Source organism: Pseudomonas capeferrum (assembly GCF_013523055.1).
GTDB lineage: Bacteria > Pseudomonadota > Gammaproteobacteria > Pseudomonadales > Pseudomonadaceae > Aquipseudomonas > Aquipseudomonas capeferrum_A.
The window spans coordinates 289612-314290 of the sequence record NZ_JAAMQM010000001.1 but is presented as its reverse complement, the minus strand read 5'-3'; the positions used below and the strand labels follow the sequence as shown (position 1 = coordinate 314290).

Genomic DNA, 24679 nt, shown 5'->3' with positions numbered 1-24679 from the left:
CGAGCAGAGCGGTTCGGGCGGTCTTCATCGCGGCCCCCTGTAGATCAGATAGGCCATGTAGGCGAGGGCGATCATAGGAGGTGCCCTCCGGCTTCCAACAGGCCGTCGCGATCTTCGCGCAGCCGATTGTTCTCGGCCTTGAGCTGGTCACGCTCCCGGATCAATGTCTTGATGGCGGTCGAGATATTGGGGTGGCCAAGCTTGATGGTGATTGCCTGGGCCTCATCGAACAGAGCCACCTTCTGGTCGCGCTCCTCGGCCGCCCGCCGGGCCAGTTCTTTTTCGCGGATCTTGAGGCAGCGCTTGCAGGTAACGTAGCGCCAGTCGTTGGTGAGCTGATCGTCGTCCATCACGCCATCGGTACCGCAATGCACATCCTCTGGCGGATCCTGATCGGCCTCGGTGCCGCCGTCCCACTCATACATGTGAACAGCGAGCCTGCTCATGGCATCAGCTCCTTCGGCACATGGACGGTATCTGTCTTCACTTCAATCAGGTCGGTCATGGCTTCACCGCCCTCAGTGTGCCTCGATCAATCTCTGGAAGCCCCTGAGCTGTGGCCTCAAGTACTGCGCGTGTTGCTTCGGTGCCGATATCGGCGCACATCGTCCCGGCAGCTGCAGCAATGAAGCCAGCGTATACTTGGCCCTTTTCACGATAACCGCCGAACCTATCAAGCCTTGTAGCCTCGTCGAAGGTCGGGGACAGCAGCAGCCACAGGTCTTTCCCATATTCCAATGCTTTCGTCACAGCTCATACCTCTCATCAATCCAGCGCCCAGGCGCCAGTGCGGGTGTAGGTTGGTTGTCTTGCTGTTCGTGCGGAGAGAGCTGGCGCTCGTTGCCGGCCTGGAGTTGGCTGTCGGGGATGCAGCTGATTCCGCCAACGTATCCGGTGTTGATCGTGTAGCAGGTGACTCCCCGCTTATCGTCGCGAGTCACCTGTATGTATTTACTCAGCTGTTCAGCACTAGCATTGGCGCCGGTGGCCAGCAGCAGGAGGCAGAGGGCGAGGCGGGTCATGCGGTAATTCCTCCGACAGAGATGGGTGTAAGCTCTGCCTTCAGGCGTTCTTTGATTGCCAGGGCATCTGCCTGGGCCTCTTCAATGTGTTCGTGGTAACCGCCGTAGTGGATTTTGTTCTGGCGCCGGACCTGGACGTACCAGCGGTTCTTCCGGCCATCCCAGTACACCCCGCTGACACCGCTTACGCCTCGGCCGACTCGCTCAACACTGGGCGGTCTCTTGCAGGCCTGGTTTTCCTTTGGAGTGAGGAGCCTGAGGTTTTCCCATCGGTTGTCACCTGGATTTCCGTTGATGTGGTCAACGTGGATGCCGATCGGTGGCCAGCTACCAGTCATGTAGAGAAACGCCAGCCGGTGGGCAAGCCGTTTCTGGCGGTACACTGAGACCCTAACGTAGCCGTCTGGAGTGAAAGAGCAGGACCTTCGACCACGGTACTTGATCAGGTGGAAAAATCCGGTTTCAGGGTCGTACGTTACGACTTTCTTGAGGAGTGCCTGGGTTAGGTCTTTGGAATCCATGTGCGCACGACTCCTTGCCGCCATATCGCGGCAGTGAATAGAGGGGAGAGGGGTTACAGCAGATTCAGCGCTTAGGCGGATGCACCGGGCAGGGCCAGCGCAGGGAGCCGTCGCCGGATGGGCAGGTGCAGATCATGGATTGCGGGCCAGGGCGGCGCGGGCCTGCCAACCATCCCACTCGGTCTTTGCAGGCTGCACCAGGTACTGCCCTTTAGGTCCGCGCTCAAGTTCGAACGTATGCACGGCATTCGGGTAACGCTTCTTGAACGTCCTTTCGAAGTCAGCGCGCTCATCCTGCTCAACCGGCGCGCTCGGCTCTGCGCTGGCGGATAGAACGCCATTGGCCTTCCCACGAAGTTTGTCGATGGCATCCCACCACTTTTCTCCGTACCGATGGACGAGCCGAGCATGACTGTCGTGCCCGGTCATGATGTACATGAGCTCGTCGGTTTCACGCAGCAGCACATCGCGCTCGGCCAGCTGGGCTCGCAGGGTCCTGCATTCAGCGATCCAGTGGTCACGCTGCTTTTCAGTTTGCTGGTTCAGTGCTTCCAGCGACTTGACGTGCCTATTGTGCAGCCGCTCAGCCTCGGCCATCTGAGCGGTCAGCTCAGCGACAACTGCGGCCTTCGTGTCGCGGTCAGCCTCTGCGTCACGCCTCAACCGCCACTGCTCGGCACGCTCGTTTTCGATGCGCTCAACCTCGCCAGGATCGGCGTGGGTGCATTTTTGATCACACATTGGCTTCACTCCAGTCTGGGGCCTTTGCCTTTCTGTTTTTGCCAGTCACGATGTCCCTGATTGTTTCATCGCTCACGCCGTATTTCTTTCCGAGTTGACGGCATCCAACTACTCGATACCTGTAGGATGCGCGAATCTCAGCGACCTGTTCGTCGGTGAGGGCTACCTTCTGGCCGTGAACGCGCCCCTTTACAGCCATGTCGCATGCGTTCTGTGCTCGGGTTCCAGCTTTCAGGTGCTTAGGGTTCACGCACTTCGTATTGTCACACTGGTGCATAACGTTCTCTGGGTAGAACCCATTATTCAGGTAGAACTGAACTCGATGGGCGCGAGCCTGCTTCCCCTGGAAGTACATCTGTCCATATCGATACCCAGATAGGGCGAAAGGCCATAGCACGCAGTCATCTGTTTCTGGAGCACCCATGAGGAATTGAATGCATTTATTCGCCATGCGATTCCCCTTCGTTAAGCTTGGCAATTTCGTCAAGGCAGGCGTTCCAGCCTTCCGCCTTATGAACCCCGCCAGGCTCAACCCAGTACTGGGTGGGGTCTTTGCGCTCAGGAAGTGCCACCGGATCGCCCTGAGGCTGCTCGGTCGACTTGGGTGCAGCTCGCAGCATCGCACGCCACTGGCTGTCGGGACTTTCGCCTATGCCTTCTTCGTATCGATCGTGCGCCTCGTGGAATGCTTCGCGCATCTCGGGCGTGAGCTCACGCGGCACGCTGATCATTTCGTTGTTGCTCATTCGGTTCCATCCTCCACAGCTGTGTAAGTGATCTGGAAGGCCAGGCGGCTCCCATCTTCGAAGTAGAAGGTCTTGCGGGTATCGCTCACGTCGCGGCTTGTGAAGCAAGCAATTGACGCCCGGTAGGGGTCGCTTGACCGGCGGATGCTCTGGGCGATGTTGAGGTGCGGCACATCGACGGTTCGGTGCTGGATATTCATGCTGCCTCCCCGAGGCGCTTCACCTCGGCAATGACATCGTTTACCCCGTTGCAGAAGGCTGCAGGCCGGCCAACCGTCCCGCGCTCCAGGTAGTTGACGAGCTGGCGGTAGCGATCGCCCTTTCCGGACAGTTCGCGCAGCGCTCTGATTGAGTCGAGGGCCCATTGACGGCCTTCGCGGTAGAGGATCTGGCACATAGGGATACCTCTCGACCCGGTGACCGGGTCCTTCGTGGTTAGGCGGCCTTCGCGTCATCGGGCCGGTACTCGGTCCAGCCGATCTTTGGCATCTTCGTTTTCGGATTGAGTACCGGCTTGCCCTTGGCATCGGTGACCACGCACTTCGCCCGGATCCGCAGGTCGCGACAGTTGCCAGCTTTCCGGGCGAGATCGATGAACTGCTGCGCGTACTGAGGTGCGTCGAAGAAATGACTCAGCTGCTTCACCTTGTCACTGCTCATGATCTTGGCGGCATGCTGTTCGACAGCTTCATTCCACTCGGTGGGCGTTAGCTCCAGGGGGGGGGGCAGCCCGGCTTGGGGTTTGGCTTGGTGGTCTTGGTGCGCTTTCTGGCCTCGGCCAGGGCGACATCGGCGGTCATGCCGAAGACGGCGAACGTGCTCATGGCAATCTCCATTGCAGGCGCCGCCCTCCGTAGCCGGATGCGGCATGGTGGCAATTGGGTTGAAGAAGATTTAGTCGTTGAGTAGGATGGGATATTGGCTTGCGGCTTGTGTCGCATGCCTACAGCGTTGGGTTCATAGTGAACTGCAACCTAAAGCTAACCGAAGTCCTGGCCGTCCTAGCCGATCTGGTAACGCTGTACCTTCCAATCGCTCCATTCATTGCTGTATTTGACCTGGGGGTTGCTATGACGATTATGACAATGCTGAACTGGTGCGAGGCGGTTACTGCGGGGTCTGAAAGGACTGGCCAGGCATTCGAGCTTTAGTTTGTGGCGAGCTACCAATAGGCCGCCCGGGGAAATCTGATTTGCCCAAGACCCGCACCAATTTGAAAAAAGACTGATTTTTCAGTCTTTTTTTTTCGTCGCCGATTACGTTTTCTAACTAGCTGATGCTCAAGCCGAAATGATCGCGACGCAGGTGTTGACCATGGTGCCGGAGGTCTTGAAGGACGCGTCAGGCAGGTTGACGATGTTGCCGCTGCGCGCTGATACGATGCCCCTGAAGTCCCGGGATAGGGCGTCCTCTCGGAAGATAACACCCGTAGGCATGATCGCCACCAGAAGCCCCCGCGGCCGGAGGAACTTTAGAGCGTGCAGCACGTGGTGAATATCGCTGCGCTTCTTGTCGAACGGCGGGTTCATCACGACGCGGTCATAGATCGGTTCTGGCTCAATGCTGAGGAAGTCGGCGCACCGTACAGAGCGGAAGGGCAATTGCTCCAGGTGGTTAGCGTTGTACGGCAGAAGCTCGACGCAATCTACCTCAAGGCCGGCGATGGCCAGGGCTCTGGCAATGGCGCCTCGGCCCGCAGAAGGCTCTAGGGCAGACATTCCCTTGCCCAGCTGCGCGAGCTCCAGTAGCCGATCAACCACAGGGCCAGGCGTTGGGAAGAAGCCAAGGTCCTTCGGTACCGCGATCTCGCCGGTGAGGATGATGTTTTCGATCGCATCGGCGGCGTCATCAGCAAACAGATGCGCTTTAGCCTTGGTATTCCATTTGCCTCCGGCCGCCTTCAGGACCTTGTCCAGGCGGGCATACAAGTTTCGATCCAGCTGGCCGCTGGTGATGAATAGCTTGTTGCCATCGGTGCGGGAAGCGCTGAGCGCCGCCATGACTTCGGTGTCAACCTTCATGTGTTTCTCCTGGATGCGCGAGGCCCTGCCAGGGTCGCGGCATGGTGGCAATTTGGTTTGAGATGGGGTATTACGGGTGACCGGCATGGGGCGGGGCACAACAGGGGTAAGCTATGGGTAAACCGATTGGGTTGTCAGGACGATGCGGGTTTGCCCTTCTTGCGGTGACCGTTATGGGCTTGCCGGTTGCCGTCTTCTCCGGCGCAATTGGTCTGCCGGTCTTCCTGTCGGTTGGCGCGCTTTGGTTAGTCGTGTCTGCCGCGATGATATTTGGCCATGACATTACCGAGATCACCATCTGGAAGGCCTCGATAAAGCGGGATGCGACAGCCGCCATGCTTGCTAGGGAGGAAGTTGAAAAAATCCGCGATCAACTACGCAGAGTCTCTGCAGTTACTGTCGAGAATTCATACATAACGTCTGGAGAAATCCTGCTGTTGATCAAGCACCTAATGGGGGAAAATAATTTGGATGTCGCTAAGAACAGTCCTGGTATGAAGCGACTGTTCAGCAATATGAACGAAATTTGGTCATTTGTTGAGCCTGATCCAGTCAAGGCAGAACTGCTTAGAAAAAAGGTCAGGCAAGACCTTGGAATGACGGATTTATGATCTCATCCCCCGGATCCTGCTGAATCATCAGCATGCTCTTCCGATCGAAGGCTAGCGCCATGCTTCGTCATACCTCGCACCTGCGTGGCGCCATCCTTCGTGCGGAGCTTCGCATTTGATGGGGCTCATCGCTTCTGGTACGTCTTGGTCAGGTCGCCGTTGACGACAGAGCTGCGGCGCAGCACCAAGTTGGCTAACGCAGCGCGGTCTTTCTGGCTGTGGCTGGCTTGGGTGAACAGTCCGAAATAGCTGTTACGTCTACTTCTTTGGCTTCGGACTGGCTTTAAGCGGTGTGGTCAGTGCCTTTTCGACACTCCAGCCGAGCCGCAGACGCATACTCAGAGCATTGGCGGTAATCCCGATTTCGGCAGCCCAGTCGACCACGTTTTTAGTGGCGCCGTTATGCTCCAGCAGCACGCAGTGGGTGCGGTTCTTGTTCTGAGCTGCCTGAGTGACCCACCTGCAGTTCCCGGGCTCGTATCCCTTGTGGTTCTCGATTCTATCCAGCGTCATGGACCGATCAGGGCATTCGCCCATGTCTTCACGGAAGTTGGCGAAGTCGTGCCAACGGCCGCAGACCTTCACCCCGCGCGCGCCGTAATACTTGTAGTTGCCGCAGGTCGGCGTATTGCAGCGCTGCATCATCGACTTCCAGCGCAAGTAGGTCAGAGTCCCGCAACCGCCGTGCTTGGTGCGCATGATGCTTTCCTTTCTAGTAAGTCAGGTGTGGTCGCTTTGTCCTGTGTGGAATTGGCCCGGGCGATGAGCATCAGCACGTCGATGCATTCATCGATCACCCGCTTACCGAGGGACTGCTTCAAGTCTCGCGGGATATTGCGGGTGAGGTTTGTGGCCATCTGCAGCAAGCCGAGCGAAGCTTTGTAGATTTGCAGGTCCATGTGCATTGCCATTGCGGCGATCCTCCTGGAGCAACCGGCCGCAAGCGGCCGGATTGAATAAGTGAATTAATCAATAAGCGACCTGCGGACGGGGCGGACGCGGAGCTCGTTGTCCTTGCCGCCGTAGCCCTGAGTGCCAGCAACGAAGACCATGTTGAATGCGTAGCTGGCGGAGCGCTGCGAAGATGACCAGTAGTAGCGCGGCTGGAAGGCCTCTGGCTCGCCTTCAGCGAAGCCCGCTACCTGCGTCCTGGCTGGCGACTCTTCGGTGTACAGCAAGCCCGCCGGCAGGCTGTTGGGGTTATCGCCGTCACGGTTCCATGCATAGTTCTCGCGGCTGGTCGGCTTGAAGTGCCGGTACTGCAGCTCCTGCACGTCGCGCGCCGGGATGGCCCAGTCTGTGAAGCCGCCGATATCCAGGGTCAGGACCTTCTGTGCGAGCTCGCTACCGGATGCGGCCATCGCTTCCGTGTTGGCGCGGCTGTCGGTGAAGCTGTCGGCGCCGTCAATCTTCACGCCGTACTCACCCCATTCGCCGACCAGCTCATGCTCGCCGCCTGAGGTGATGTTGGCGTAGCGCTGGCCGTGCTCGACGGTGACGCCGGAGAAGAAGCCGCCACCGAAGGGCTGACCTATCTCGGGAAGTGCAACGGGTACCGATTTCTCTACTGCGCTCATGTGCTGCTCCTTTCTGAAGGCAACAAAAAAGGCGCCTGGGCGCCCTGGAATGGATGAATGAAGGATTAAATGAACAACCTGCGGACGGGGCGGACGCGGAGCTCGTAGCCCTTGCCGCAGCTGTACTGATAGCCATCATCGAAGAGCATGGTGAATGCGTAGCTGGCGGAGCGCTGCGAAGATGACCAGTAGTAGCAATCCTGCGCGAACACCTCGGAGCAGTTCACCCAGCAGTGATAAAGCTCAGCGGCGGCCGGCAGATAGAAGTCGTCATGCCCGTCGGCAGAGAACTCATAAGCGGACTTGGCTGCTGGGTGTTCGCCCTTGATCAGCTTCAGCGTGTTGTGTCGCCCATCGGTCTTGCTGGTGGCTTCCGACTCGCTGCCTCGACCACCCCATGCATGGTCACCGATGTCCTTGGACGCGATGATCAGGTAGTGCTCTGGTACATCGCCGCGCGCCGGAACCAGCCCGCCATTTATGCCGCCTTCACCGGGCCAGACCTGGCCCACTTCTGGGGTGTTGGTTGGCGCTTCGGCTGTTGTGACCCCTCCTGCGGCGATCGCGGCACCGAGCATTGCGAGGCCAGGAATTGTGGCCTTCGGCGCTGCATGGATATTCAGGGTGAGGTTCTTGATGCTGATGCTAGGTGTCTGCATGGTGGTTCCCCAGTGGATCATTTGGCGTCGAAGGTGCCCAGTGCCAGCTTGGCAGCGTCGGCCACTTTGGATTCAAGGACCGATTTAAACTCTTGGGCGATGGCCTCGCGCTGCGCCTCTTCACCGAGCCAGCGCAGCTTGAGCACCGGTTGTGCGCCGCTGGTGATGACCGACATGCGCAGGCGGATTACCTGCTCGCTCAGGCCCTCGAAGGGGATGACCTTGAAGTCCAGCCAGGCTGGCAAGGTCTCCTTGCTGCTGGCCTCGATCGCGTCCATGGTGCTACGGCTGGCGCGGGTCTCGCCTACAGCGTGGTCGCTTTCGGACGAAGCCTTAACGGTGATGGTGCGTACCGCAGCGATGGCCTTGGCGATCGACATGCTGGCGCCGTTCTCGTCGGTCGCGGTCAGGTGCTGGTTCCAGTCCTCGATCCAGTCGCTCATCGCCTTCTGGGCCAGGCTCTGGCCGCACACGGCTTGCACTGCGGCGAAGGCTGCCGAGGCTTTCAGGCGCAGCACGGCGCGATCATCGGCGTGACCTGGCTCAGCTGGCGTGCCGATGTTGAACAGCACGATGCAGCTCATGGCGTCCTGGTCGATGAAGCCTCGAGCGTATGGCGCCGAGCGCTCGACCACATAGGCGCCGAAGTCGGCCAGCGAATGCGTGGAGTAGGTGCCACGGAAGCGGCTGCGCCCGAGTTGGAACCGCTCCAGGTCCACGATCTTGGCGCCTTCCGGAACGATGACTGTCGGGGCGTCGGTTTCGAGGGGTTTGGCAGCGGCCGCCAGGGCCTGGTCGCCGATGTGCTGAAGAGCTTCTTTGCTGAGGGACATGCGAGATTCCTTGCGGGTTAGGAGCGTGGGTGGATTGGGGCTTGGTCGCGGGTGAAGAGCTGGTCATGCTTTTCGGGGAAGAGGGAGATATTGCCGCCGGTACCGACGTACATCGGCGTGTCGAGGCTGGTGTTCTCGCTGCGGGTACCGCGCTTGGTCGGCACCTTGTAATCGAGCTTGTGCTTGATCTTCACCTGGTGGGAGTCGCCGATCTGGCTGAAGTCCAGGGTGATGGTGAGCTTGCCGGCCTTGCCGTGGTCGACGACGCCCGCGGCTACTTCCGAGAGGGCATGGCCGATCTGGCTGGCGAATGCGCCGCCATTGAACTCCTGCAGGAACTCGGTGGTATCGGTTGGGGTTGGCATTGCTGCGTCTCCTGGGGAACGATGCCGCTGGGCGGCAGATTGATGTGCTGCTGGCGCCGACCGTGGCGCGCGCGGTTGAACGTTCGTTTCATGCGGGCCTGCGCCACTTGGGAAAATCGATGTCGTGTTGCTTCGCCAGCTTGCTCAGCTGCTGATGGCTGATGCCGAGCAGCTTGGCGACGGCGTCTCGACTGAGACTGGTGTGGGCGTAGGTGCGGATCTTGTCGACGAGTTCGGCGCGGGCCTTTGTCCTGGCCTGGCGTTTGATGTCGCGTTCAGCCTTCTGCTTGGTGTTCACCCTGAACAGGAACCCATGCTGCTTGCTGAGGTGATGCAGCGTCGTCCGGCTGACGCCCAGCTGCGCGCAGGCTTCGCTCAGGGTCATGGTCTTGGCAGCCTGGCGCGCCTGATCGAGCAGCTTCCTGTCGATCTGTGCCGCTTGCGGCTGTGGTGCTGGATATGAGCGGAGGTTCGGCTCGCGCGGTACGGACCCGGCGCCGGTGCACTGCTGGATCTGCCCGCCCTCGGCCAGGAACCGAGCCACACTTGCGCCCAGGTCACGTCGCGCCTGCTCATGTTGATCTGGAATGTTTTCGCCGATCATTGCCGCCCGATCAGCTTGCGCCCGGCAGCCGCCTCCATTGCCTGGACAAAATGCTGAGCTGCGACGTAGCTGCCGCAAAAACCGCAGGTCTTGCCGGTGGTCCTGTCGATGATGTGCCACATCCTGCCTTTGGTTACCGCCTGGAAGCGGGGGCCAGGGGCGGGCGCCGGACGGCCGATCTTCGCGTAGAAGTCGGCGGTGGCCAGGATGGTTCGTTCGCGCAGGACGGCCAGGCCGTCCACGCGCTGCTGCATGGCTGGGTGCATGGTGGTTTCCTCAGGGGTCAGGCGTGGAGCTCGAAGGCCTCGGCCTTGCGAACGACTTGGGTTTGGGCGTAGCGGCGCTCAGGGGAGCGGCGATCGCGACGCATCGGGTCGTTGATATCGATTGCCGAATGCATGGCTATGAGGCCCGCCAGGGCGATGCACAGCGGATTGATGATCTGCCGCTTCAAGGCTTCAGCAACTAAGGAGGCACGGCGGGAGGCCTCAAGCTTGAACATCGCCGCGGCAACGCGCTTTTCGACTGTGCCCTCTGTGATGCCGAGCAGCCTGGCGATTTCCTTGCTGGTGAAGCCTTGAGCAACGTTGAGCACACATTGCAGTTCTCGAGGCGCAAGACCTCGGCCTAGATGGCCAATCCATGCCCCGCTGGTGATCGTTTCCATGATGTTGTCTCGGTTGACTGCATTGGTCAGGCGCCGGACACCAGTGACCAAGCTGGGCGTGAAAAGCCAGCCCGGCGCCTGCCGATGCAGTCGTAGTTGAGGGGGTAGATGGGTGCAGGCGCCCGGCGCTGCCCGGGAAGCATCTGGACTGACCGGGCAGGTCCCGGATTCGCCTGCGCGCCGGTAAGCCCCGACTTCTCACCACTACGCAGGTGACGCGTTCCCGATATGCTGAGGCTTCCACACACTCAGCAAGGAAATCAGCATGGATATCAAAGCAACCTGTAAGGCGTGCGGAAGCGACAAGCTTGTTATTCCGGAGGAGGGAGAGTCGGACCAGATGGTTCGGTGCTCAGACTGCAGCGCCTTGCTTGGAAGCAAGCAGGATATTCAACAGGGACTTCGGGAGGCCGCAGCAGAACAGGCCAGAAAGATGAAAGAGGAGCTATCAAAAAGCCTCTCTAAACTTGGCTTCAAGCGCCGGTAGGCTTAACAGCGTCTTCGGCGCAGAGCTGGAGGCGCTTTACAATGGCATCGCACGCAGCGGTTACAATACCGCTCACCAGGGCCTGAATTTCTTCATCGTCTGCTTCAGGCATCTCTACCTTTACTGTCAGCCCATCGCTGCCACCTACTTCTTTCTCGGATTTTTCAAGTTTGTTGACAGGAAGGTCGCCGAAACATCCTTGAGCAGCTTCAAGCCGTATGGCGTGCTCGGCGTCTCGAACAGCGCTTTGCGCCGAGTACAGCACATCCTCCGCCTCGAGGGTTTGCGCCTTCAGCTCCCCTATTCGCATCGCCGCTTGCGCCTGGATTTTTAAGGCTGAAGATAGGCGCTCAAATAGTTGATTTAGTTGAGTCATTATTGATCTCCGATTGATTTCCCATTTGGCCATCGCTGAAAGCCCATCAGCGAAAGCGGCTATCGAAAACGCGCCTCTAGCTCGTCGTGCACTGCTTGAAGTTGCGCGATCAGCTCCAGGCGCTCAGCGCCTGACAGCACGTGAGCCGCGTAGAGCAAGCCATCGAGAAGCGGGCTCCTTTGGAGCTCCATGATTTTGGTACCGGCTTCGCGTACCGTCAGGCAGACGGTCTTGGTTGCGGGGGTGACCATCCTGCCTCCTATTGATTTCTGGATGGCCCCGTTGCCAGGGCTATCCTCTACTGCTGGGTACGCAGCTCAGATCGTGGTACCCATCCGGAGCTGGTCTTGACCATGCAACCTACGAAGGCCGCAAAGCGCGTCTCCCGCTCGGTCTGCGTGCCATACCAGGAGCACAAGCCCCAGTCGACTGCGCGAAGGATCAGCCAGAGCAGGGCAGCAACCAGGGCGATTGCGAACATGCCGGCCATGGTTGCTTTCTTGGCTGACGCTCGCATTACAGGTAGTCCTTGAGACTCAAGCCCATCAGCTTGGCCGCCTTCTCCAGCACAGCCATTTCCTTGTCGTCGATGTCTCCCGACGCTTCGGCGATGGTCAGCATGACGTTGATGACGGTTGCGGCTTCTTCCGGCGAGTGCGCCAGGTCCTTTAGCTCCTTCTCGGCATTCATGCGCAGGATGCGATGGCCTCCGTCATGGAAGTCTTTCTCGGCGCGATCCATGGTGTTGGATAGCTCAGGACCGAAGCCTTTCAATTGCGGGGTGTTGGCGATGAGCTTCTCGGTTTTCTTCAACTCATCTTCACTGATGTCGCCATCAGCTGCGGCAACGTAGAAGGCGCCGTAGACGATCGCCTGCATCAGGTCGCGGTTTTGCACCACCTGCATTGCAGCGCGGGCTTCACGACCTTTCTTGCCGAATATCTTTCCAAACATGGGTGTTGCTCCGGTGGGTTGATTTCCCGGATGCCCCTCGGGGGAAGGGCATCGAGGAAATCGGTTCAAGCAGCCTCGGTGGCAGCTGCCTCGGCCTTGATCCGCTGGTGGATCTCTTCGCGGTGCACCGCCACGTTCGATGGCGCCTCGACGCCAAGACGAATCTGGCCTCCCTTGATGCCCAGGACGGTTACCCGGATTTCATCGTTGATCACGATCGTTTCGCCTACCTTGCGGGTGAGTATCAGCATGGTCCTGCTCCTTGGTTGGTTTCCCGTCTGGCCCGCGGTGGCAGGTCAATCGGTGATATCTGTATCAGTCCAATCCGGTTTCTGATGGCGCCCTCATCACCAGATCAGCCATCCGCTCGAAGGTCGCAGCGAGTTGGCCGCGCCGTTCCTGCGACTTGGGAAGCCAGAAGGTAACCGCGCTGCGGTCGTCGTCTTCAGGCGGGTGGTGCAGCCTGTCGCTGCTGTGCAGGATCAGCTGCACTGCGCTGTAGGTCAGGCCGGTGTTCGATCTCTTCTGGATCTCGACCACCTCAGTGGTCAGCTCTTGGCTGTAAACATTGATTCGCATGGTGTCGCTCCTATGGATTCCCAAAGCACCCGGTCTCCCAGGTGCTTCAGTGAATATCTGGTCTAGCTGCACCGTATGCCGGGCTTCCCCACCTCTGCCCGTCGTCGCACATTTCGTGTTCGATGCTCTTACGGGTGGCAATGCAGCTTTGCGTCCTCGCGATATGGCGAGTCCGGCAGGTATCCAGTGCCTGCATGGGCGGCGGCTTAGCTTTTTCCGACCCAGGTAATGGCCTGGGTGCGTCGCGGTGGTCACGTCTGATTGTGTAAAGAGCGGTGGCCTTGCGGCCTGAGGCGCCAGGCGTCTCGTTGAGTCTAGTAAACAACACGTTTATAAACTCGTCAACACAATTTGTTTATTAGGTTTATGGCTTGAGAAAATCGGGGGCGCCGTACTAAATCGCAGGCGCAAAAAAAAGCCCGCACGGTGGCGGGCTTGGAGGGCTGTTTAGACTGAGTTACTAGATGTCGTCGCACATGCTCATGGACGAGGTGCGTAGGGCAGAGTCAGAGATCTTTGCAATGCGGCGCATGCACTGGTCATAAGCAGAGGCGGCGGGTTCAGCCACTGTTGCTGGTGCTGGCAAGGTCTCTATAGGTTTGGAGGAGAGGGCGTTTACCACCTCGTTAGAATTCAGCACCTCGCCCAAAGCGTCGGTTCCTGCGGCAATGACATTGGTAACCTGGCCGCTGTTCTTCGCAGTCTTGGAGGCTAGCTCTTTCCCATGCTCGTCGAGTACAGACGCTGTAATGTCGTAATCGAAGCGGACCTTCATGTAAGCGTCCATCTTCCATTCCCGCAACTTGAGCACCAAGAGCTTCTGTCCTGGGTTCGCGCTGGTAGCGGCGTATGAGACGACAGTATTGACGCCAGACTTGGCAAGGGCACTCCGTACAGCCTCCTGTATATCAGCTGAGAGCGGACTGCCTGATAACGTATTCACGTTGAAAGGGTTGTAGTAGAGGCCTCTAATCCGCCCAACAAAGGTCGAGTTCTTGCCGGATCTAGAGACGTAGGGTCGCTCGTCAACGACGCTAAGTTCGATAGGTTTATCGGATCTGACGGCTAGGTAGGGGCTCGACTGGCGGTAGTCGATCTTCTGGCCAAAAGCGCACCCACCAAGAGCTGAGAAAACGCAAAGGACTGCAAAAGCGCGGAGAAGCAGCATAGGGAAGTTCCGTTTCATTACTGAGCCGGTGATTCTACCCTGCCGTCAACGCGCATCCCATCAAATCCAGGCTATGTGACAGCAGTCACCAGAGGACAGATGACCAGAACACGCGGCCCAGGATCAGGATCTCTTTATCGATCATATCTTCGCCCGAATATTCCTCATCTGGATGCTCTTCGCGATTGTAGCTGCGCATGCGAATTCCGCCCCCTGGGAGACGATAGAGCGTCTTGACCCGAAGCTGACCGCCATGGTCGAGAGCATACATTTTGCCGTCAACGACAGTGGTGCTGCCCTTGTCGACGCCCACAACGCTACCGTCGGGGAGGACTGGCTCCATGCTGTTCCCGCTGACCGCTACGCATATGGCCTCGCTGGGCTGCACGTTCTGCTTGCGCAGAGTTTGCTTCCCGAATCGGAGTTTTCTGGTCGCTGATTGCTCAACCGCTGTGCGGCCCTGTCCAGCCGACAACTCCACTTCCTTGAGGAACGGCACATATACCTCGTCATCATCCAATGGGGTGTTGTCATCCCATGGAGCGAGAGGCCCGATATATGACGCATTGGACTCGATTGTAACAGGATCGGCAGTGCGATCCCCTTCACCGGTGCTCAACCACTCTGGACGCACCTTTAGCTGGCGCGCGACCGGAAGGAGCTGGCGCGAGGGGATACCTCGACTGAACCAGTTATTCAAATTTTGAGTAGTGATCCCGAAAGATCGCGCGGCTTCCGTGGGCGTGAGCTGGAAATCTTCCAGCAATTTGCGCAGACGGTCGCCTGAATTTTCATTAGTCATAAACACAAAGTTTACCGGGCTTGCGCTGTTTATTAAATAAACGTATCGTTGACGCATGTTTATTCGCCGACGGCGGACTGTTTATGAATCCCACACCTCTCGAGCGCGCAATCCTGGCTGCCAGCTCCGGCAAAGCCCTTGCTCAGATCTTGGGCGTGACCCCTATGGCGGTCTCCTACTGGAAAGTCAGAGGTGTTCCCGCTCGCCATGTACTTCCAATCGAGAAAGCTACTGGCGTCTCGCGCCATGAGCTTCGCCCCGATCTCTACCCGCTCGTAGCTTGACCATTACCAGCATTACGGTGCGCTGAGTGGAGGAGGCATGGGACAGATCGCGCAAATTCGCACACCGCGTCTACGGCTCAGGTTCGTGCCGCTCAACCTGAACAAATTATCAACCAAATGGCGTTGCGCCAGTAGTCAGCCTTTCCTGCTGTTCATTCGTCCAGTACCCGAATCGCAGGCATAAAAAAACCGCCTGGCAGGGCGGTTTCTTCAACAACTTCAACGAGGTCGATTATGCACAGAGCAGTCGATGCAATCAATACCCAGGTGGGAGCGCCAGCTTTGAGCGGATCACCAGCACTCGCGGGTCAGGTGATGTCTTCGCGTGAGATCGCCGACCTGACCGGAAAGCGCCATGACAACGTCAAGGCCGACATCCGTAGCTTGCTTGCCGAGCTCAAGAGAGATGTCCTGACTTTTCAGGGCATCTATTTGGACGGCATGAACCGTCAGCAAACTGAATATCTACTCGACCGTGAGCACACGGACTGCCTTCTGACTGGCTACAGCGCTGGAATGCGAATGGCTGTGATCAAGCGCTGGCGCGAACTGGAGGAGGGCAATGGGAGGGTGATTGCGACCCTGCCTGATTTCTCCAGTCCTGCAGTCGCCGCCCGTGCTTGGGCTGAGCAATACGAGCGCCAGCAAGCAGCCAGCCAAGCCTTGGCTATCGCCGCACCGAAGGCAGCCTTCGTCGACCAATACGTTCAAGCGTCCGGCTCCATGAGCTTCCGCCAGGTGGCCAAGCTACTCAAGGCCAACGAACGCCAATTCCGACAGATGCTGCTGGACAAGGGCGTCATGTACTACCTCGGCGGCGTCCTGACCCCGTGCAGCCAGCACCAGGCCGCGAAGCGCTTCGAACTCAAAACCGGTACCAGTGACACCAATGGTCATGCGTATGCACAAGCGCGGTTCACGGCCAAGGGCGTGCAGTGGGTCGCTGGCGTTTGGGCTTCCTACCAGCTGGAGCAAAGCAATTGAGCACGATCATCATGAGTGCCTGCTGGCCCTTGGAAGGCATGAGCCCTGCGCAGAAGGCTGTCCTGATCTCCTTGGCCGATAACGCCAACGATGAGGGTGTTTGCTGGCCTTCCGTTGCCACGATCGGTGTACGCACCTGCCTGTCAGAGCGCGCCGTCCGTAATGCTCTGCGCTGGCTGGAAGAGTCGGGGCTGTTGACCAGCAATCAGCGTTTCGGCCGCTCTACCTGGTACTCGGTCACCCCGGCACGATATGCCCCCGGCAGCAAATGCCCCCCGGCACCAGATGCCCCATCACCCCGGCAGGATATGCCGGATACCCCGGCACCAGGTGCCCCCAGAACCGTAAGGGAACCGTCAGGTGAACCGTCACCTACTGGCAACCGCGTTCCGCGATCGCCGTCATGCCCGGTTCAGGACATCGTGGATTTGTTCAACCGACTGCTCACACCTGCACTGCCAACCGTGGTTCTGGTATCCGAGGCTCGGAAGAAACAACTCCGCGCTCGATGGAACCAGAGTGATGTTCACCAGAGCCTTGATTTCTGGACCGAGTACTTCGGCGCCGTCGCTCAGTCGGAATTCCTGATGGGTCGTGCTGCTGGGAAAAATGGCGGTGCGCCTTTCCGAGCCACCTTCGACTGGCTGATTGCCCCAGCCAACTTCGTGAAGGTCGTGGAGGGCAATTACAATGCGTGAACCCTACAACGCCGAAGCCGAACACGGCCTGCTGGGCGCGATGCTCCAGCGTCCTGAACTGATCGACACGCTGTCCGATGACCTGGCTCCGGAGTCGTTCTACTTCGCTGAGAACGCCGAGGTTTATCGCGGCATCATGGAGCTGCGTGCCGCTGGTCGCCCAGTAGACCTGCTGACCGTGTCCGACCACATCGGCATGCTGAGCAACGGCGACCTCGCACTCGGTCATTGCGGCTCCCTGGTTGCCAACACCCCAAGCGTGGCGAACGCCGGCGGCTATGCGCGGATCGTCCGGGAGAGGGCGATTGAGCGGGCCCTGTATGACTTGAGCACCCAAACACTCGAGATCGCCCAGGGTGCTGGCGACGTCCAAGCGAAGATCGCAGCCGTCCAGGCCGCAGCCATGGCAATCGACTCCGGCTGTGACGGTGACGAGGTGGTCAAAGCTGGCGACCTGATGGCTGACCAGCTGGAAGTGTGGCAGGAGCGACATGACCGCCATGTCCGGGGCGAGACCTTGATCGGCCTTTCCACTGGCCTGGATGACTTGGACGAGAAGCTGGGCGGCCTGCAGCCCGAGCAACTGATCATCGTTGCTGGGCGGCCTGCTATGGGCAAGACCACTCTCGCCATGGGTTTCGTCATTGATGCCGCGGTTCGCCAGCGTAAGTCAGCCCTCGTCGTGAGCCTTGAGATGAGCAAGGGGCAGTTGCTCGACCGCGCAATAGCTTCCGAGGGGCGTATTCCTCTCAACCTGATCAAGAACGGCGCGGCATGCCAGTCCCATGGCATGGAACTCGGCTTAGCGACGCAGAAGATCCAGCAGGCGAATCTGTTCATTGCTGACCGTGCTGGCGCCACTGTTGGCCGCATCCGCTCCATGGCTCGCCGCCACAAGATGCGTTACGGCCTGGACCTGCTGATGGTCGACTACCTGCAGCTGATGGAAGGCGACGGAGGCAACCGGACTGAGGAAGTCAGCAGCATTAGCCGTGGTTGCAAGCTGCTGGCGCGCGAACTGGGTATCCCGGTTGTGCTCTTGAGCCAGCTGTCCCGCAAGTGCGAAGAGCGCCCGAATAAGCGCCCCGTCCCATCTGACCTCCGCGAATCCGGTGCCATTGAGCAGGACGCCGACGTGATCCTCTTCGTTTACCGCGACGAAGTTTACAACGAGAACACCGACCAGAAGGGCATCGCCGAGATCATCGTGGGCAAAGGCCGTGACGTGGAGACCGGTACCGTCCGCGCTGCCTTCCTGGGTCAGTACAACCGATTCGAGAACCTGGCTGCTGGCTGGAAACCTGAACCCGTCGAGCAGCCGGTCAAGGTCGCGAACCTGGCTTCGCGCTATGCCAGCAAAGGGAGGCACTGATGAGCAATATCGCCCAAATCCGCGAAGCCATGGCTATGGCCCAGGCCTTCACCAAGCACCGCGTTCTGTTTGTACCCATGCCGGTCACCAGCGAAGAAGACCATCATCAGCTTCTGGGTCAGGCCCAGCAGCGCCTGGACATCCTGGCCGCTCAGGCCGAAGCCGAGGAGCAGCACTGATGGACACCAACAAGATGCGCGAAATGCGAGAAGCCTTCGAGCGCACGAATGCCCGAGACCACCGCCGCCAGCCCCCGAAGGGCAACAACTACATCGACCCGATGGCCCAGTCTGACTGGGAGTCGTTCCAGAAGGGCTGGAAGGCCTCTCGCGAGTCTCTGGTGGTGGAACTGCCCGAGACCAGCAAGCCCGCCGCTGAAGACGATGTGCGCTGGCATAGCGTGCGTAACCAGACCCTTGCCGCCTGCAAGCGGGCTATTGAGGCCCAAGGTCTGAAGGTGGTGCCATGAAACGAGTATGGACAGTCCACGTCCCAGGCTACCGCCCGTTCTCGATGGTGCTGATGGAGGGGCCGCAAGACAAGGCCGGCGCGCAGCGTGAGGCGAAATTGATCTGGCCAGCATGCGAGGTGAAATCATGAGCACGCTCGACAATTTTTCCGACGATGAACTGCTCGAAGAGCTTGTCCGTAGGCGCAACGGAGCCAAGAGCAACCGCAAGCCAGCAAGGTGGTGCGAGGAGTGCTTGAACTTCCGTACATGGAGCGGCTGCGGCGAAGTGCCCGCCGACTACAACCCTTGTTCCAAGCAGCACCAGATGGATTTCCACACGCCAACAGCATGGCAATCGCCAGAGTGTTTCGGCCACTACCGAACCATCTGCATAGACCGACAGGAGTGCCCGCAATGAGCCATCAATTCAGGCCGGGCGACCTGGCGCTGACCCTTGTCGATGACGTGGAAATCCCTGCCTACAGCGTAGTGACTATCGAATCGCGCCTTCTGAAAGGGCAGGAGCTTATGGATTCAGATGCTTTTGCATTCCTCGCCCCGTCGGATGGCTGGTTTGTGACTCACCCGGCGATTGAGGACGAGCTTGCGTATGGAGAAAAGGAGTTGATGCCTTTGCGTGGCGACTTCGAGCCCGAGCAGCAGAAAGCCAAGGAGGCCTGTCATGGTTAATTCCACCGTGTTGATCGAGCGCCTGGTTGTCGCAGAGGACGAAATCAATGCCCTCAAGCGCAGCCTGGCTATCAGCGAGGCGAAGCTCCAGGCGGCTGCGCAGGACCTTTCCAGCATGCGCGGCTCCTGCAAGGCCATGGGCGATGAGCTCCGCAAGGTACGCGCACGCAACGGCACGCTGACCCGGGCGCTGGCCTGGGTTGCCCGCGAGTTGGACCTGAGCCTGGTAGGCAAGCCCGATTGGCTGTTGAGCACGCTGCAAGGCGTGATTCAACGAGACCAGAAGGCGAAGCAGAAAGGAGCCCGCGCATGAAGCAATCGAAACTGACCAGGGCCGCCCGCGGCCGGGAATGCCAAGTGCGGATCCCGGGCGTCTGCAATGGCAACCCTGAAACCACCGTGCTGGCGCATTACCGCATGGCCGGCACCTGTGGCATGGGCAGCAAACCGAATGACCTGCAGGGTGCCTGGGCCTGCAGTGCTTGCCACGACGCCTGCGACGGCCGCAGCGCAGCAGTCAGCCGCGCCGAAGCACGCCAATACCACGCCGAGGGCGTCATGCGCACTCAGGCTTTGCTCATCAATGAAGGCGTCATCGGCGCCAAAGGAGTTGCAGCATGAACTGGGAAACCGCTGGGTACGTTCTTCTGGCCGCTATGGTCGTCTGCTCGAGCTTCTGCCTGATCCGTGGCGCGATCATCGCCAATATCCGCAAGCGCGCCGAAGGCAAGAGGTAATCCACCATGCCAGCTACCGCCCGCGCGTACGCGGCGCCTCGCAAGCGCGCTACACCCATCGACCGGGAAGGCCAGGAACAGGCAGCGCTGATGCGTGAACTGGAGCTGCGCTTTCCGGCTGTCGCCAAGCTGATCTACCACGTACCCAATGGTGGTCATCGGATGAAGGCGGTAGCTGCCAAGCTCAAGGCGCAGGGCGTTAAAGCTGGTGTGCCTGACCTGGTGTTGCCCATGGCGCGCGGTGGGTATTTCGGCCTGTATATCGAATTCAAGGCTGCACCGCCGTTCGATGCTGCCGTGTCCGCCAGTCAGCACGGCTTCATTCAGGCGCTGAACACCCAAGGTTACCTGGCCGTAGTCTGCCGCGGGCAGCTTGACGCTATGGAGGCGGTGCAGGCCTACCTGCAGCTGCCGCAGACGGTGGCAGCATGACCCTTACCATCTCGTTTTCCGACGCCGAGCTGCGCCGAAGGGCCAGCGATGTGTCCTGTGTACTCATGCGTGACCCGCGTCACCCTGGTCTGTACTTCCGCTTTACCGAGGATCGCCCACGCGGGACCTGGAGTCTGGTGGTGCGCAAGAAGTGGAACCGGATCGGTGCCTACCCCGATCTGTCGGTCAAGGCTGTTCTGGCCGCGTTGCCTGAAACTCGTCAGCGTCTGGCGACCGATCCCCATGCCAGCGCCGCGCTCTCGCCGTGGGCGACCCTGGGCGAGCTGCTGACCTGGTACAGCGACAGGATGAGCCGCGATCGGCACCTGTCGGCCAAGCGCAAGGCCACGGCCAAGTCGGCGATTGCCTGCCACCTGATCCCGCGCGTTGGCGGCCTGGCCTTCGCTGACGTGCGCCACGGCACGCTGGACACCCAGTTGATGTGGCCGCTGCAGGAGACTCTGTCGCTGGAGTTCGTGCGTCTGATCTTCGCGCTGCTGGTGGTGGCCTGCCGGCAGGCGCATACCCTGGGCATGATCCCGAGCAACCCCATGGCAGGCATCAAATTCAGCGACTTTTCCAAGACCAAGATCAAGGTAAAGCCGGCACGCCTGCGCGGCGTCCAGGTGGAGGCGTTACTCGGGCGTTTGGCCGAAGCCATGGAACGCCGGCCAGCCCACGCCATGTTGGCCCTGATGATGCTGTGTCATGGCTCGCGTGTCGGCGAAACCCGGATGGCGCTGTGGTCGCATATCAGCCTGGCCGAACGCACCTGGCACCTGCCGGCCGCCCACACGAAGACGCGGGTTGAGCACACCCTGCCACTGACCGATCAGGTGTGCGCGCTGCTGACACGCTACCGCGCCCGCCAGGCCGCCACGGGGTACACCGGGCAGTACCTGTTCCCGGCGCGCAACGGCAAGGGCATGACCGAGGGCCAGGCCGCCGCTGTGTTCACCCAGCTGGGGGAGGGCGAGTGGACCAGCCACGACCTGCGCAAGCTGGCCCGTACCGGCTGGGCAGACCTGGGCATCGACTTCCTGATCGGTGAAATGCTGATCAACCATGCCATGGCCCGCACAGTGCAGGCCTACATCCACACCACGGTGGAGGAGCGCAAGCGCGTGGCATTGGAGAAGTGGCACGCCCATTTAGACGCCAAGGGGTTTGCTGCCATTCATGGGTTGGAGGAAGGCAGAAACAAAGACTCCAGCAATACGCCAGAGGCCGCGCCGGACAAGGGCTGCGCGGCCACCACTGAATCAACCATAGGCGAGGATTCGAAATGAGAAATCCGGGGAAGTCCCAGTGGCCTGCGGTCCTGGTCATCGGTGGGAGTGGCATTCATGAAGGCATTCGAGGCGGGATACCCGGGCTGGTGATCATTGACGAGTTCTATGACATCACGTCGGAGCTCGCTGGCGAGAAGCGACAGCCGCCGCGTCCCTGGCTGCGAGCCAATAAGGGGCGTCGAGCAGAATGAAGAAGAGTCACGGCCCAGCGCTCAAGAAAGAAAAGGTCGTCCTGACGCAGTGCTATGAATGCCGAGGGAAGTCGGTGATCAAGGGTGTCTTCTATGAGCTGCCCTGTGGCCGCTGCAATGCCTCCGGCTGGGTGTCGGCCGTTACCGGTGAGGCGCTGCCGGTGGAAGAACTTGTCACCCAGCTGAGTCTGCGGCTCCAGGAAGCCGAGCGGCATATCGAACAGTTGAAGGCGCTCCAGGGTGTTGGTCCTGGTGCGCAATACGAGCAGAACAACCGCCGCGGCGCCGGCGGCACGAACTACACAGGGGATTAATCAATGAGCATGTACAAAGACGTGATGAGCACCCTGGTGCGAGTGCTGGCAGCAGACAACATAGACAACAGCACCAAGCAGTCTTGGCAAAAGCTGATCGACGCCGATCTGCGCCAGGGCGGTAACGGCAGCACGCTCTCGGTACGCGACAAGTTTGACTACGATTGCTGCCTCTATGCGTTGCTGCACCGCCAGCTTGGTAGGGCTCAGTGGGACGTGCTGGTCGCCAAGTACTCCACCCATAAAGCCAACAAGGTCGCAGCTATCGGTCGCTTGGTCAGCCGCACGACCTCGCCAGCGCCACAGCTCTTCGTCTATAAGGCCCTGACTGCCTGGGCAATCCCTAAACTGAAAGGCATCCAAACACGCAAGCGCTCGACGGACATGATCGTGCTGCGAGCGGAGTTCTACGACATGAACACCTGGGATACAGAGGGCAAGCCCGAGTCCACCCGCCGACGCTGGAAGACCGGCATCGTTAAGCTTATGGAAAAGCTTGAAGAGGAAGCAGTGATCCATGCGACCGAGATCTTCGACCGCGAGCAGATCTTTATCGACGCCGCTTGACGTAGTGGCGGAATGATCATAAATTAGCCCCATCATGTCGATCTTGCGCATTATGAGAGACGACAAAGAAAAGCCCTGCCTTCGAGCGGGGCTTTTTCGTTTATGCAGATGAATGCGCAGGCTGATGCGCCTCAGCGGTCGAGGACTGTGCCGGGATCAGCACCGGTCATCTGCGCCTATTCAGGGCCTCGCTACTCAGCGGGGCCTCATCGTTTTCGGCTCCCCACACCCATTGCCCCAAGCTGGGAGTGCAGAGGCAGCCGGATCTATCAATCTCCCCTCGGGGGAGCAACCCGGATGTCCCGCATGAAAGTAGCCGGCCCAATCGAGATGACTCGCGATCAGCTGTCCGCAGTACTTGAGTATTCTGAGGAATCCGGCGAACTGCGCTGGAAGCCCAGACCAGACTACGAATTCAGTAGCCTGGGCGCAGCCAAATCATGGAATTCCCGCTACGCCGGTAAGCTGGCAGGGAGCAAGCTTCACAAGCCCGGCGGCATCTCCTATATGCAAGTTTCATTGGGTCGCAAGACATTGAAAGCGCATAGGCTTATTTGGATTTTGGTTCACGGATCCATCGATGAATCCCTGATGATCGACCACGTGAACGGCAATGGCCTGGATAACCGACTTGTGAATCTCAGGCTGGTTACCCCAAGAGACAATTCCAAGAATCGCTCTGTCCGCAGTCGTAACCGATCTGGAGTGGTAGGCGTTTACTGGAATAGCCATGAGCAAAAGTGGCATGCGCGAATTCAAATCAACGGCGTCCGCAAGAGCATTGGCCAGTACGACAGTCTCGAAGACGCTAAACAGGCTCGAAGGGCTCACCAAGCCGCCCAGGATTACCATCCATTGCATGGTCTCTCGCGCGAAGCTCGGGCGCTGTCCAACTGACGCCCTCCATGAGGCGAGAATGAAAATGCCTGAGAAAAATCCTGACGTATGGGCGCAGCTCTGGCTCCTTCTAAGTACGCCACTCTGGCAGGGCGCAATCATGGCCATCACAGTCTCCTTACTTCGCATCATGTGGGACGCGAAAGAAACCAGTAAGCGTCGAATCATCTTCGAATCGCTGATCTGCGGATCTCTGAGCCTGGTTGCGTCGAGCCTGATCGAGTGGATGACCTGGCCGCCGAGCCTGTCGGTAGCCGCCGGTGGCACGATCGGATTCCTTGGCGTGACAGCCATTCGCGAACTGGTGACCCGCTTCCTGGGCCGCAAGGTAGATGCCGCATGAAAGCCTTTGCCGCTGCACTGCTCATCGCGCTGGTGGGGATCCTGCTCATCGGTATCCAGCAATACCGTGTGATTGCCCTTCAAGGCCAAGTCACCGTATCAGCCAAGGCTGTGAAGGAAGCGACCGAGGCCAACGCCGAGAGCCAGGCCACGATCACCACCCTGCGTGCCGAAGCCAAGCGCAATGCCGACTACTTGGCCGACCTGAACAAGCGCCTGAAAGCCAGCGAATCCAAAGCCCGGCAAGCGAGGAAGAACTTTGAAGACCTCAAACGCAACAGCAAGCCTGTTCGTGACTGGGCTGCTCAGCCTCTTCCTGACGGCCTGCGCGGGAAGCCCGCAGCCAGCACCGGCAAAGACAACGGCGGTAAGGATCGAGCCCCCTGAGATGGTCCCGTGTGAGCGGATCAGCGACAGCGACGAAGACCTGGCCTTGAACGGTGACCTCTGGGCGCTGAAGGATCGGGCCATCAACCTGCTCGACACTTGCGCCGATCAAGTCGACGCGCAGATCCAGCGCAGTAAGAGCAAGTAGGTGCGCAACAAATCAATCGGCGCTGATTGTTGGAGCAAAGCGAGGGTTTCACATGGCTGAAGGTGCAAAGCAAATCGCCCCCTATCAGTTGGACTACACATGCGATGAGTGCGGCTCTGGATCGATGAGGCCTACCGGCATCGCGCTCATGTCATATCCA

The 24679-nt window shown here is 59.4% G+C and carries 49 protein-coding genes and 1 pseudogene; 21 read left to right on the top strand and 29 right to left on the bottom strand.

The features are described 5' to 3' along the window. Positions 1–71: 71 nt before the first annotated feature. The 11 genes from G7009_RS01690 to G7009_RS01640 all read right to left on the bottom strand — a co-directional run bounded on the left by G7009_RS01690 (position 72) and on the right by G7009_RS01640 (position 5051). A complete protein-coding gene (locus tag G7009_RS01690; protein ID WP_181128231.1) occupies positions 72–446 on the bottom strand; it encodes a hypothetical protein in 375 nt (124 codons plus the stop codon). 55 nt (positions 447–501) lie between these two features. After that, positions 502–750 carry a hypothetical protein gene (locus G7009_RS01685; RefSeq protein ID WP_181128230.1) on the bottom strand — a complete coding sequence of 83 codons (249 nt, stop codon included), beginning with the start codon at positions 748–750 and terminating at the stop codon, positions 502–504. Then, positions 747–1022: a hypothetical protein gene (locus G7009_RS01680; RefSeq protein ID WP_181128229.1), complete on the bottom strand. Its 276-nt coding sequence runs from the start codon at positions 1020–1022 to the stop codon at positions 747–749. The genes G7009_RS01685 and G7009_RS01680 overlap by 4 nt, the downstream gene beginning before the upstream one ends. After that, positions 1019–1543, bottom strand: a complete 525-nt coding sequence (locus G7009_RS01675) for an HNH endonuclease (RefSeq protein WP_181128228.1) — start codon at positions 1541–1543, stop codon at positions 1019–1021. The genes G7009_RS01680 and G7009_RS01675 overlap by 4 nt, the downstream gene beginning before the upstream one ends. Positions 1544–1675: 132 nt before the next feature. Continuing rightward, positions 1676–2284, bottom strand: coding sequence for a hypothetical protein (locus G7009_RS01670; RefSeq protein ID WP_181128227.1), 609 nt, complete (start codon positions 2282–2284; stop codon positions 1676–1678). Further along, complete coding sequence (locus tag G7009_RS01665) at positions 2277–2735, bottom strand: HNH endonuclease (RefSeq protein WP_181128226.1); 459 nt, start codon at positions 2733–2735, stop codon at positions 2277–2279. The genes G7009_RS01670 and G7009_RS01665 overlap by 8 nt, the downstream gene beginning before the upstream one ends. Continuing rightward, positions 2725–3030: a hypothetical protein gene (locus G7009_RS01660; RefSeq protein ID WP_181128225.1), complete on the bottom strand. Its 306-nt coding sequence runs from the start codon at positions 3028–3030 to the stop codon at positions 2725–2727. Before G7009_RS01660 ends, G7009_RS01665 begins: the two co-directional genes overlap by 11 nt. Then, positions 3027–3230 carry a hypothetical protein gene (locus G7009_RS01655; protein ID WP_181128224.1) on the bottom strand — a complete coding sequence of 68 codons (204 nt, stop codon included), beginning with the start codon at positions 3228–3230 and terminating at the stop codon, positions 3027–3029. The genes G7009_RS01660 and G7009_RS01655 overlap by 4 nt, the downstream gene beginning before the upstream one ends. Beyond that, positions 3227–3427: a hypothetical protein gene (locus G7009_RS01650; RefSeq protein ID WP_181128223.1), complete on the bottom strand. Its 201-nt coding sequence runs from the start codon at positions 3425–3427 to the stop codon at positions 3227–3229. Before G7009_RS01650 ends, G7009_RS01655 begins: the two co-directional genes overlap by 4 nt. A 38-nt stretch (positions 3428–3465) precedes the next feature. Then, positions 3466–3690, bottom strand: a complete 225-nt coding sequence (locus tag G7009_RS27595) for a hypothetical protein (protein ID WP_258197834.1) — start codon at positions 3688–3690, stop codon at positions 3466–3468. 620 nt (positions 3691–4310) lie between these two features. Beyond that, positions 4311–5051, bottom strand: a complete 741-nt coding sequence (locus G7009_RS01640; protein WP_181128222.1) for a class I SAM-dependent methyltransferase — start codon at positions 5049–5051, stop codon at positions 4311–4313. Positions 5052–5164: 113 nt separating this feature from the next. On the opposite strand from G7009_RS01640, the gene G7009_RS01635 reads away from it, so the two are divergent. After that, on the top strand, positions 5165–5662 hold the full coding sequence (locus G7009_RS01635; RefSeq protein ID WP_181128221.1) for a hypothetical protein: 498 nt from the start codon (positions 5165–5167) through the stop codon (positions 5660–5662). A gap of 125 nt (positions 5663–5787) precedes the next feature. Here the strand turns inward: G7009_RS01635 and G7009_RS27590 are convergent. The 10 genes and pseudogenes from G7009_RS27590 to G7009_RS01590 all read right to left on the bottom strand — a co-directional run. Next, positions 5788–5922: pseudogene (locus G7009_RS27590) on the bottom strand (reverse transcriptase); the annotation flags it as partial. Beyond that, on the bottom strand, positions 5921–6361 hold the full coding sequence (locus tag G7009_RS01630) for a hypothetical protein (RefSeq protein ID WP_181128220.1): 441 nt from the start codon (positions 6359–6361) through the stop codon (positions 5921–5923). The pseudogene G7009_RS27590 and the gene G7009_RS01630, both read right to left, overlap by 2 nt. Next, positions 6328–6573: a hypothetical protein gene (locus G7009_RS01625; protein ID WP_258197833.1), complete on the bottom strand. Its 246-nt coding sequence runs from the start codon at positions 6571–6573 to the stop codon at positions 6328–6330. Before G7009_RS01625 ends, G7009_RS01630 begins: the two co-directional genes overlap by 34 nt. Positions 6574–6627: 54 nt before the next feature. After that, positions 6628–7239 (bottom strand): DUF1566 domain-containing protein, encoded by a 612-nt coding sequence (locus G7009_RS01620; protein WP_181128219.1) that lies wholly within the window; start codon positions 7237–7239, stop codon positions 6628–6630. Between the two features lie 65 nt (positions 7240–7304). Next, positions 7305–7919 (bottom strand): DUF1566 domain-containing protein, encoded by a 615-nt coding sequence (locus G7009_RS01615; RefSeq protein ID WP_308813296.1) that lies wholly within the window; start codon positions 7917–7919, stop codon positions 7305–7307. Next, complete coding sequence (locus G7009_RS01610) at positions 7916–8731, bottom strand: DUF2303 family protein (RefSeq protein WP_181128218.1); 816 nt, start codon at positions 8729–8731, stop codon at positions 7916–7918. Before G7009_RS01610 ends, G7009_RS01615 begins: the two co-directional genes overlap by 4 nt. 17 nt (positions 8732–8748) lie before the next feature. Then, positions 8749–9096: a hypothetical protein gene (locus G7009_RS01605; RefSeq protein WP_181128217.1), complete on the bottom strand. Its 348-nt coding sequence runs from the start codon at positions 9094–9096 to the stop codon at positions 8749–8751. Positions 9097–9184: 88 nt separating this feature from the next. Beyond that, complete coding sequence (locus G7009_RS01600) at positions 9185–9700, bottom strand: hypothetical protein (RefSeq protein ID WP_181128216.1); 516 nt, start codon at positions 9698–9700, stop codon at positions 9185–9187. Continuing rightward, a complete protein-coding gene (locus tag G7009_RS01595; RefSeq protein ID WP_181128215.1) occupies positions 9697–9966 on the bottom strand; it encodes a hypothetical protein in 270 nt (89 codons plus the stop codon). The genes G7009_RS01600 and G7009_RS01595 overlap by 4 nt, the downstream gene beginning before the upstream one ends. A gap of 17 nt (positions 9967–9983) precedes the next feature. Further along, complete coding sequence (locus G7009_RS01590; protein WP_181128214.1) at positions 9984–10367, bottom strand: response regulator transcription factor; 384 nt, start codon at positions 10365–10367, stop codon at positions 9984–9986. A 265-nt stretch (positions 10368–10632) separates the two neighbouring features. Here G7009_RS01590 and G7009_RS01585 point away from each other — a divergent pair, with 265 nt between their 5' ends. Then, positions 10633–10854 (top strand): ECs_2282 family putative zinc-binding protein, encoded by a 222-nt coding sequence (locus G7009_RS01585; protein ID WP_181128213.1) that lies wholly within the window; start codon positions 10633–10635, stop codon positions 10852–10854. Here the strand turns inward: G7009_RS01585 and G7009_RS01580 are convergent. From G7009_RS01580 to G7009_RS01545, 8 genes are all read right to left on the bottom strand, one after another. After that, complete coding sequence (locus G7009_RS01580; RefSeq protein WP_181128212.1) at positions 10841–11230, bottom strand: hypothetical protein; 390 nt, start codon at positions 11228–11230, stop codon at positions 10841–10843. The two genes, G7009_RS01585 and G7009_RS01580, sit on opposite strands and share 14 nt — an antisense overlap. Before the next feature lie 59 nt (positions 11231–11289). Next, positions 11290–11481, bottom strand: a complete 192-nt coding sequence (locus tag G7009_RS01575) for a hypothetical protein (RefSeq protein ID WP_181128211.1) — start codon at positions 11479–11481, stop codon at positions 11290–11292. A gap of 47 nt (positions 11482–11528) precedes the next feature. Then, positions 11529–11747 carry a hypothetical protein gene (locus tag G7009_RS01570; protein WP_181128393.1) on the bottom strand — a complete coding sequence of 73 codons (219 nt, stop codon included), beginning with the start codon at positions 11745–11747 and terminating at the stop codon, positions 11529–11531. Continuing rightward, complete coding sequence (locus G7009_RS01565) at positions 11747–12184, bottom strand: tellurite resistance TerB family protein (RefSeq protein WP_181128210.1); 438 nt, start codon at positions 12182–12184, stop codon at positions 11747–11749. Before G7009_RS01565 ends, G7009_RS01570 begins: the two co-directional genes overlap by 1 nt. A 65-nt stretch (positions 12185–12249) precedes the next feature. Beyond that, positions 12250–12435 carry a carbon storage regulator CsrA gene (gene csrA / locus G7009_RS01560; protein ID WP_181128209.1) on the bottom strand — a complete coding sequence of 62 codons (186 nt, stop codon included), beginning with the start codon at positions 12433–12435 and terminating at the stop codon, positions 12250–12252. A gap of 64 nt (positions 12436–12499) precedes the next feature. Next, positions 12500–12763, bottom strand: coding sequence for a hypothetical protein (locus G7009_RS01555; RefSeq protein WP_181128208.1), 264 nt, complete (start codon positions 12761–12763; stop codon positions 12500–12502). 460 nt (positions 12764–13223) lie between these two features. Continuing rightward, complete coding sequence (locus G7009_RS01550) at positions 13224–13931, bottom strand: hypothetical protein (protein ID WP_181128207.1); 708 nt, start codon at positions 13929–13931, stop codon at positions 13224–13226. A gap of 85 nt (positions 13932–14016) precedes the next feature. After that, positions 14017–14733 (bottom strand): S24 family peptidase, encoded by a 717-nt coding sequence (locus G7009_RS01545; RefSeq protein WP_181128381.1) that lies wholly within the window; start codon positions 14731–14733, stop codon positions 14017–14019. An 83-nt stretch (positions 14734–14816) separates the two neighbouring features. Between G7009_RS01545 and G7009_RS01540 the strand changes: the two genes are divergently transcribed. The 19 genes from G7009_RS01540 to G7009_RS01455 all read left to right on the top strand — a co-directional run bounded on the left by G7009_RS01540 (position 14817) and on the right by G7009_RS01455 (position 24519). Then, positions 14817–15017, top strand: coding sequence for a transcriptional regulator (locus tag G7009_RS01540; RefSeq protein ID WP_181128206.1), 201 nt, complete (start codon positions 14817–14819; stop codon positions 15015–15017). Positions 15018–15251: 234 nt separating this feature from the next. After that, positions 15252–16001, top strand: a complete 750-nt coding sequence (locus G7009_RS01535) for a phage antirepressor KilAC domain-containing protein (protein ID WP_181128205.1) — start codon at positions 15252–15254, stop codon at positions 15999–16001. Further along, positions 15998–16699, top strand: a complete 702-nt coding sequence (locus tag G7009_RS01530) for a helix-turn-helix domain-containing protein (protein WP_258197831.1) — start codon at positions 15998–16000, stop codon at positions 16697–16699. Before G7009_RS01535 ends, G7009_RS01530 begins: the two co-directional genes overlap by 4 nt. Next, on the top strand, positions 16692–18071 hold the full coding sequence (dnaB, locus tag G7009_RS01525) for a replicative DNA helicase (RefSeq protein WP_181128204.1): 1380 nt from the start codon (positions 16692–16694) through the stop codon (positions 18069–18071). Before G7009_RS01530 ends, dnaB begins: the two co-directional genes overlap by 8 nt. After that, positions 18071–18250 carry a DUF1382 family protein gene (locus G7009_RS01520; protein ID WP_181128203.1) on the top strand — a complete coding sequence of 60 codons (180 nt, stop codon included), beginning with the start codon at positions 18071–18073 and terminating at the stop codon, positions 18248–18250. Before dnaB ends, G7009_RS01520 begins: the two co-directional genes overlap by 1 nt. Next, entirely contained in the window at positions 18250–18540 is a 291-nt protein-coding gene (locus tag G7009_RS01515; RefSeq protein WP_181128202.1) for a hypothetical protein, read from the top strand. Before G7009_RS01520 ends, G7009_RS01515 begins: the two co-directional genes overlap by 1 nt. Further along, positions 18537–18671, top strand: a complete 135-nt coding sequence (locus G7009_RS27585) for a hypothetical protein (protein WP_258197830.1) — start codon at positions 18537–18539, stop codon at positions 18669–18671. Before G7009_RS01515 ends, G7009_RS27585 begins: the two co-directional genes overlap by 4 nt. Continuing rightward, entirely contained in the window at positions 18668–18940 is a 273-nt protein-coding gene (locus tag G7009_RS01510; RefSeq protein WP_181128201.1) for a hypothetical protein, read from the top strand. The genes G7009_RS27585 and G7009_RS01510 overlap by 4 nt, the downstream gene beginning before the upstream one ends. Further along, the gene (locus tag G7009_RS01505) at positions 18937–19212 is read left to right on the top strand and encodes a hypothetical protein (protein ID WP_181128392.1); all 276 of its coding nucleotides are present in this window, start codon (positions 18937–18939) and stop codon (positions 19210–19212) included. The genes G7009_RS01510 and G7009_RS01505 overlap by 4 nt, the downstream gene beginning before the upstream one ends. After that, positions 19205–19525: a hypothetical protein gene (locus G7009_RS01500; protein ID WP_181128200.1), complete on the top strand. Its 321-nt coding sequence runs from the start codon at positions 19205–19207 to the stop codon at positions 19523–19525. Before G7009_RS01505 ends, G7009_RS01500 begins: the two co-directional genes overlap by 8 nt. Next, entirely contained in the window at positions 19522–19833 is a 312-nt protein-coding gene (locus G7009_RS01495) for a DUF1364 domain-containing protein (protein ID WP_181128199.1), read from the top strand. The genes G7009_RS01500 and G7009_RS01495 overlap by 4 nt, the downstream gene beginning before the upstream one ends. 122 nt (positions 19834–19955) lie before the next feature. Next, positions 19956–20381 (top strand): VRR-NUC domain-containing protein, encoded by a 426-nt coding sequence (locus G7009_RS01490; protein WP_181128198.1) that lies wholly within the window; start codon positions 19956–19958, stop codon positions 20379–20381. Then, positions 20378–21670: a tyrosine-type recombinase/integrase gene (locus tag G7009_RS01485; RefSeq protein WP_181128197.1), complete on the top strand. Its 1293-nt coding sequence runs from the start codon at positions 20378–20380 to the stop codon at positions 21668–21670. Before G7009_RS01490 ends, G7009_RS01485 begins: the two co-directional genes overlap by 4 nt. 190 nt (positions 21671–21860) lie before the next feature. Continuing rightward, complete coding sequence (locus G7009_RS01480) at positions 21861–22178, top strand: hypothetical protein (RefSeq protein WP_181128196.1); 318 nt, start codon at positions 21861–21863, stop codon at positions 22176–22178. Positions 22179–22181: 3 nt separating this feature from the next. Continuing rightward, positions 22182–22745 carry a hypothetical protein gene (locus tag G7009_RS01475; RefSeq protein WP_181128195.1) on the top strand — a complete coding sequence of 188 codons (564 nt, stop codon included), beginning with the start codon at positions 22182–22184 and terminating at the stop codon, positions 22743–22745. Between the two features lie 306 nt (positions 22746–23051). Then, complete coding sequence (locus G7009_RS01470) at positions 23052–23642, top strand: HNH endonuclease (RefSeq protein WP_181128194.1); 591 nt, start codon at positions 23052–23054, stop codon at positions 23640–23642. Positions 23643–23667: 25 nt separating this feature from the next. Continuing rightward, positions 23668–23985, top strand: a complete 318-nt coding sequence (locus G7009_RS01465; RefSeq protein ID WP_181128379.1) for a phage holin, lambda family — start codon at positions 23668–23670, stop codon at positions 23983–23985. Next, the gene (locus tag G7009_RS01460) at positions 23982–24371 is read left to right on the top strand and encodes a hypothetical protein (protein WP_181128193.1); all 390 of its coding nucleotides are present in this window, start codon (positions 23982–23984) and stop codon (positions 24369–24371) included. The genes G7009_RS01465 and G7009_RS01460 overlap by 4 nt, the downstream gene beginning before the upstream one ends. Before the next feature lies 1 nt (position 24372). Continuing rightward, positions 24373–24519: a hypothetical protein gene (locus G7009_RS01455; protein WP_181128192.1), complete on the top strand. Its 147-nt coding sequence runs from the start codon at positions 24373–24375 to the stop codon at positions 24517–24519. Positions 24520–24679: the final 160 nt, after the last annotated feature.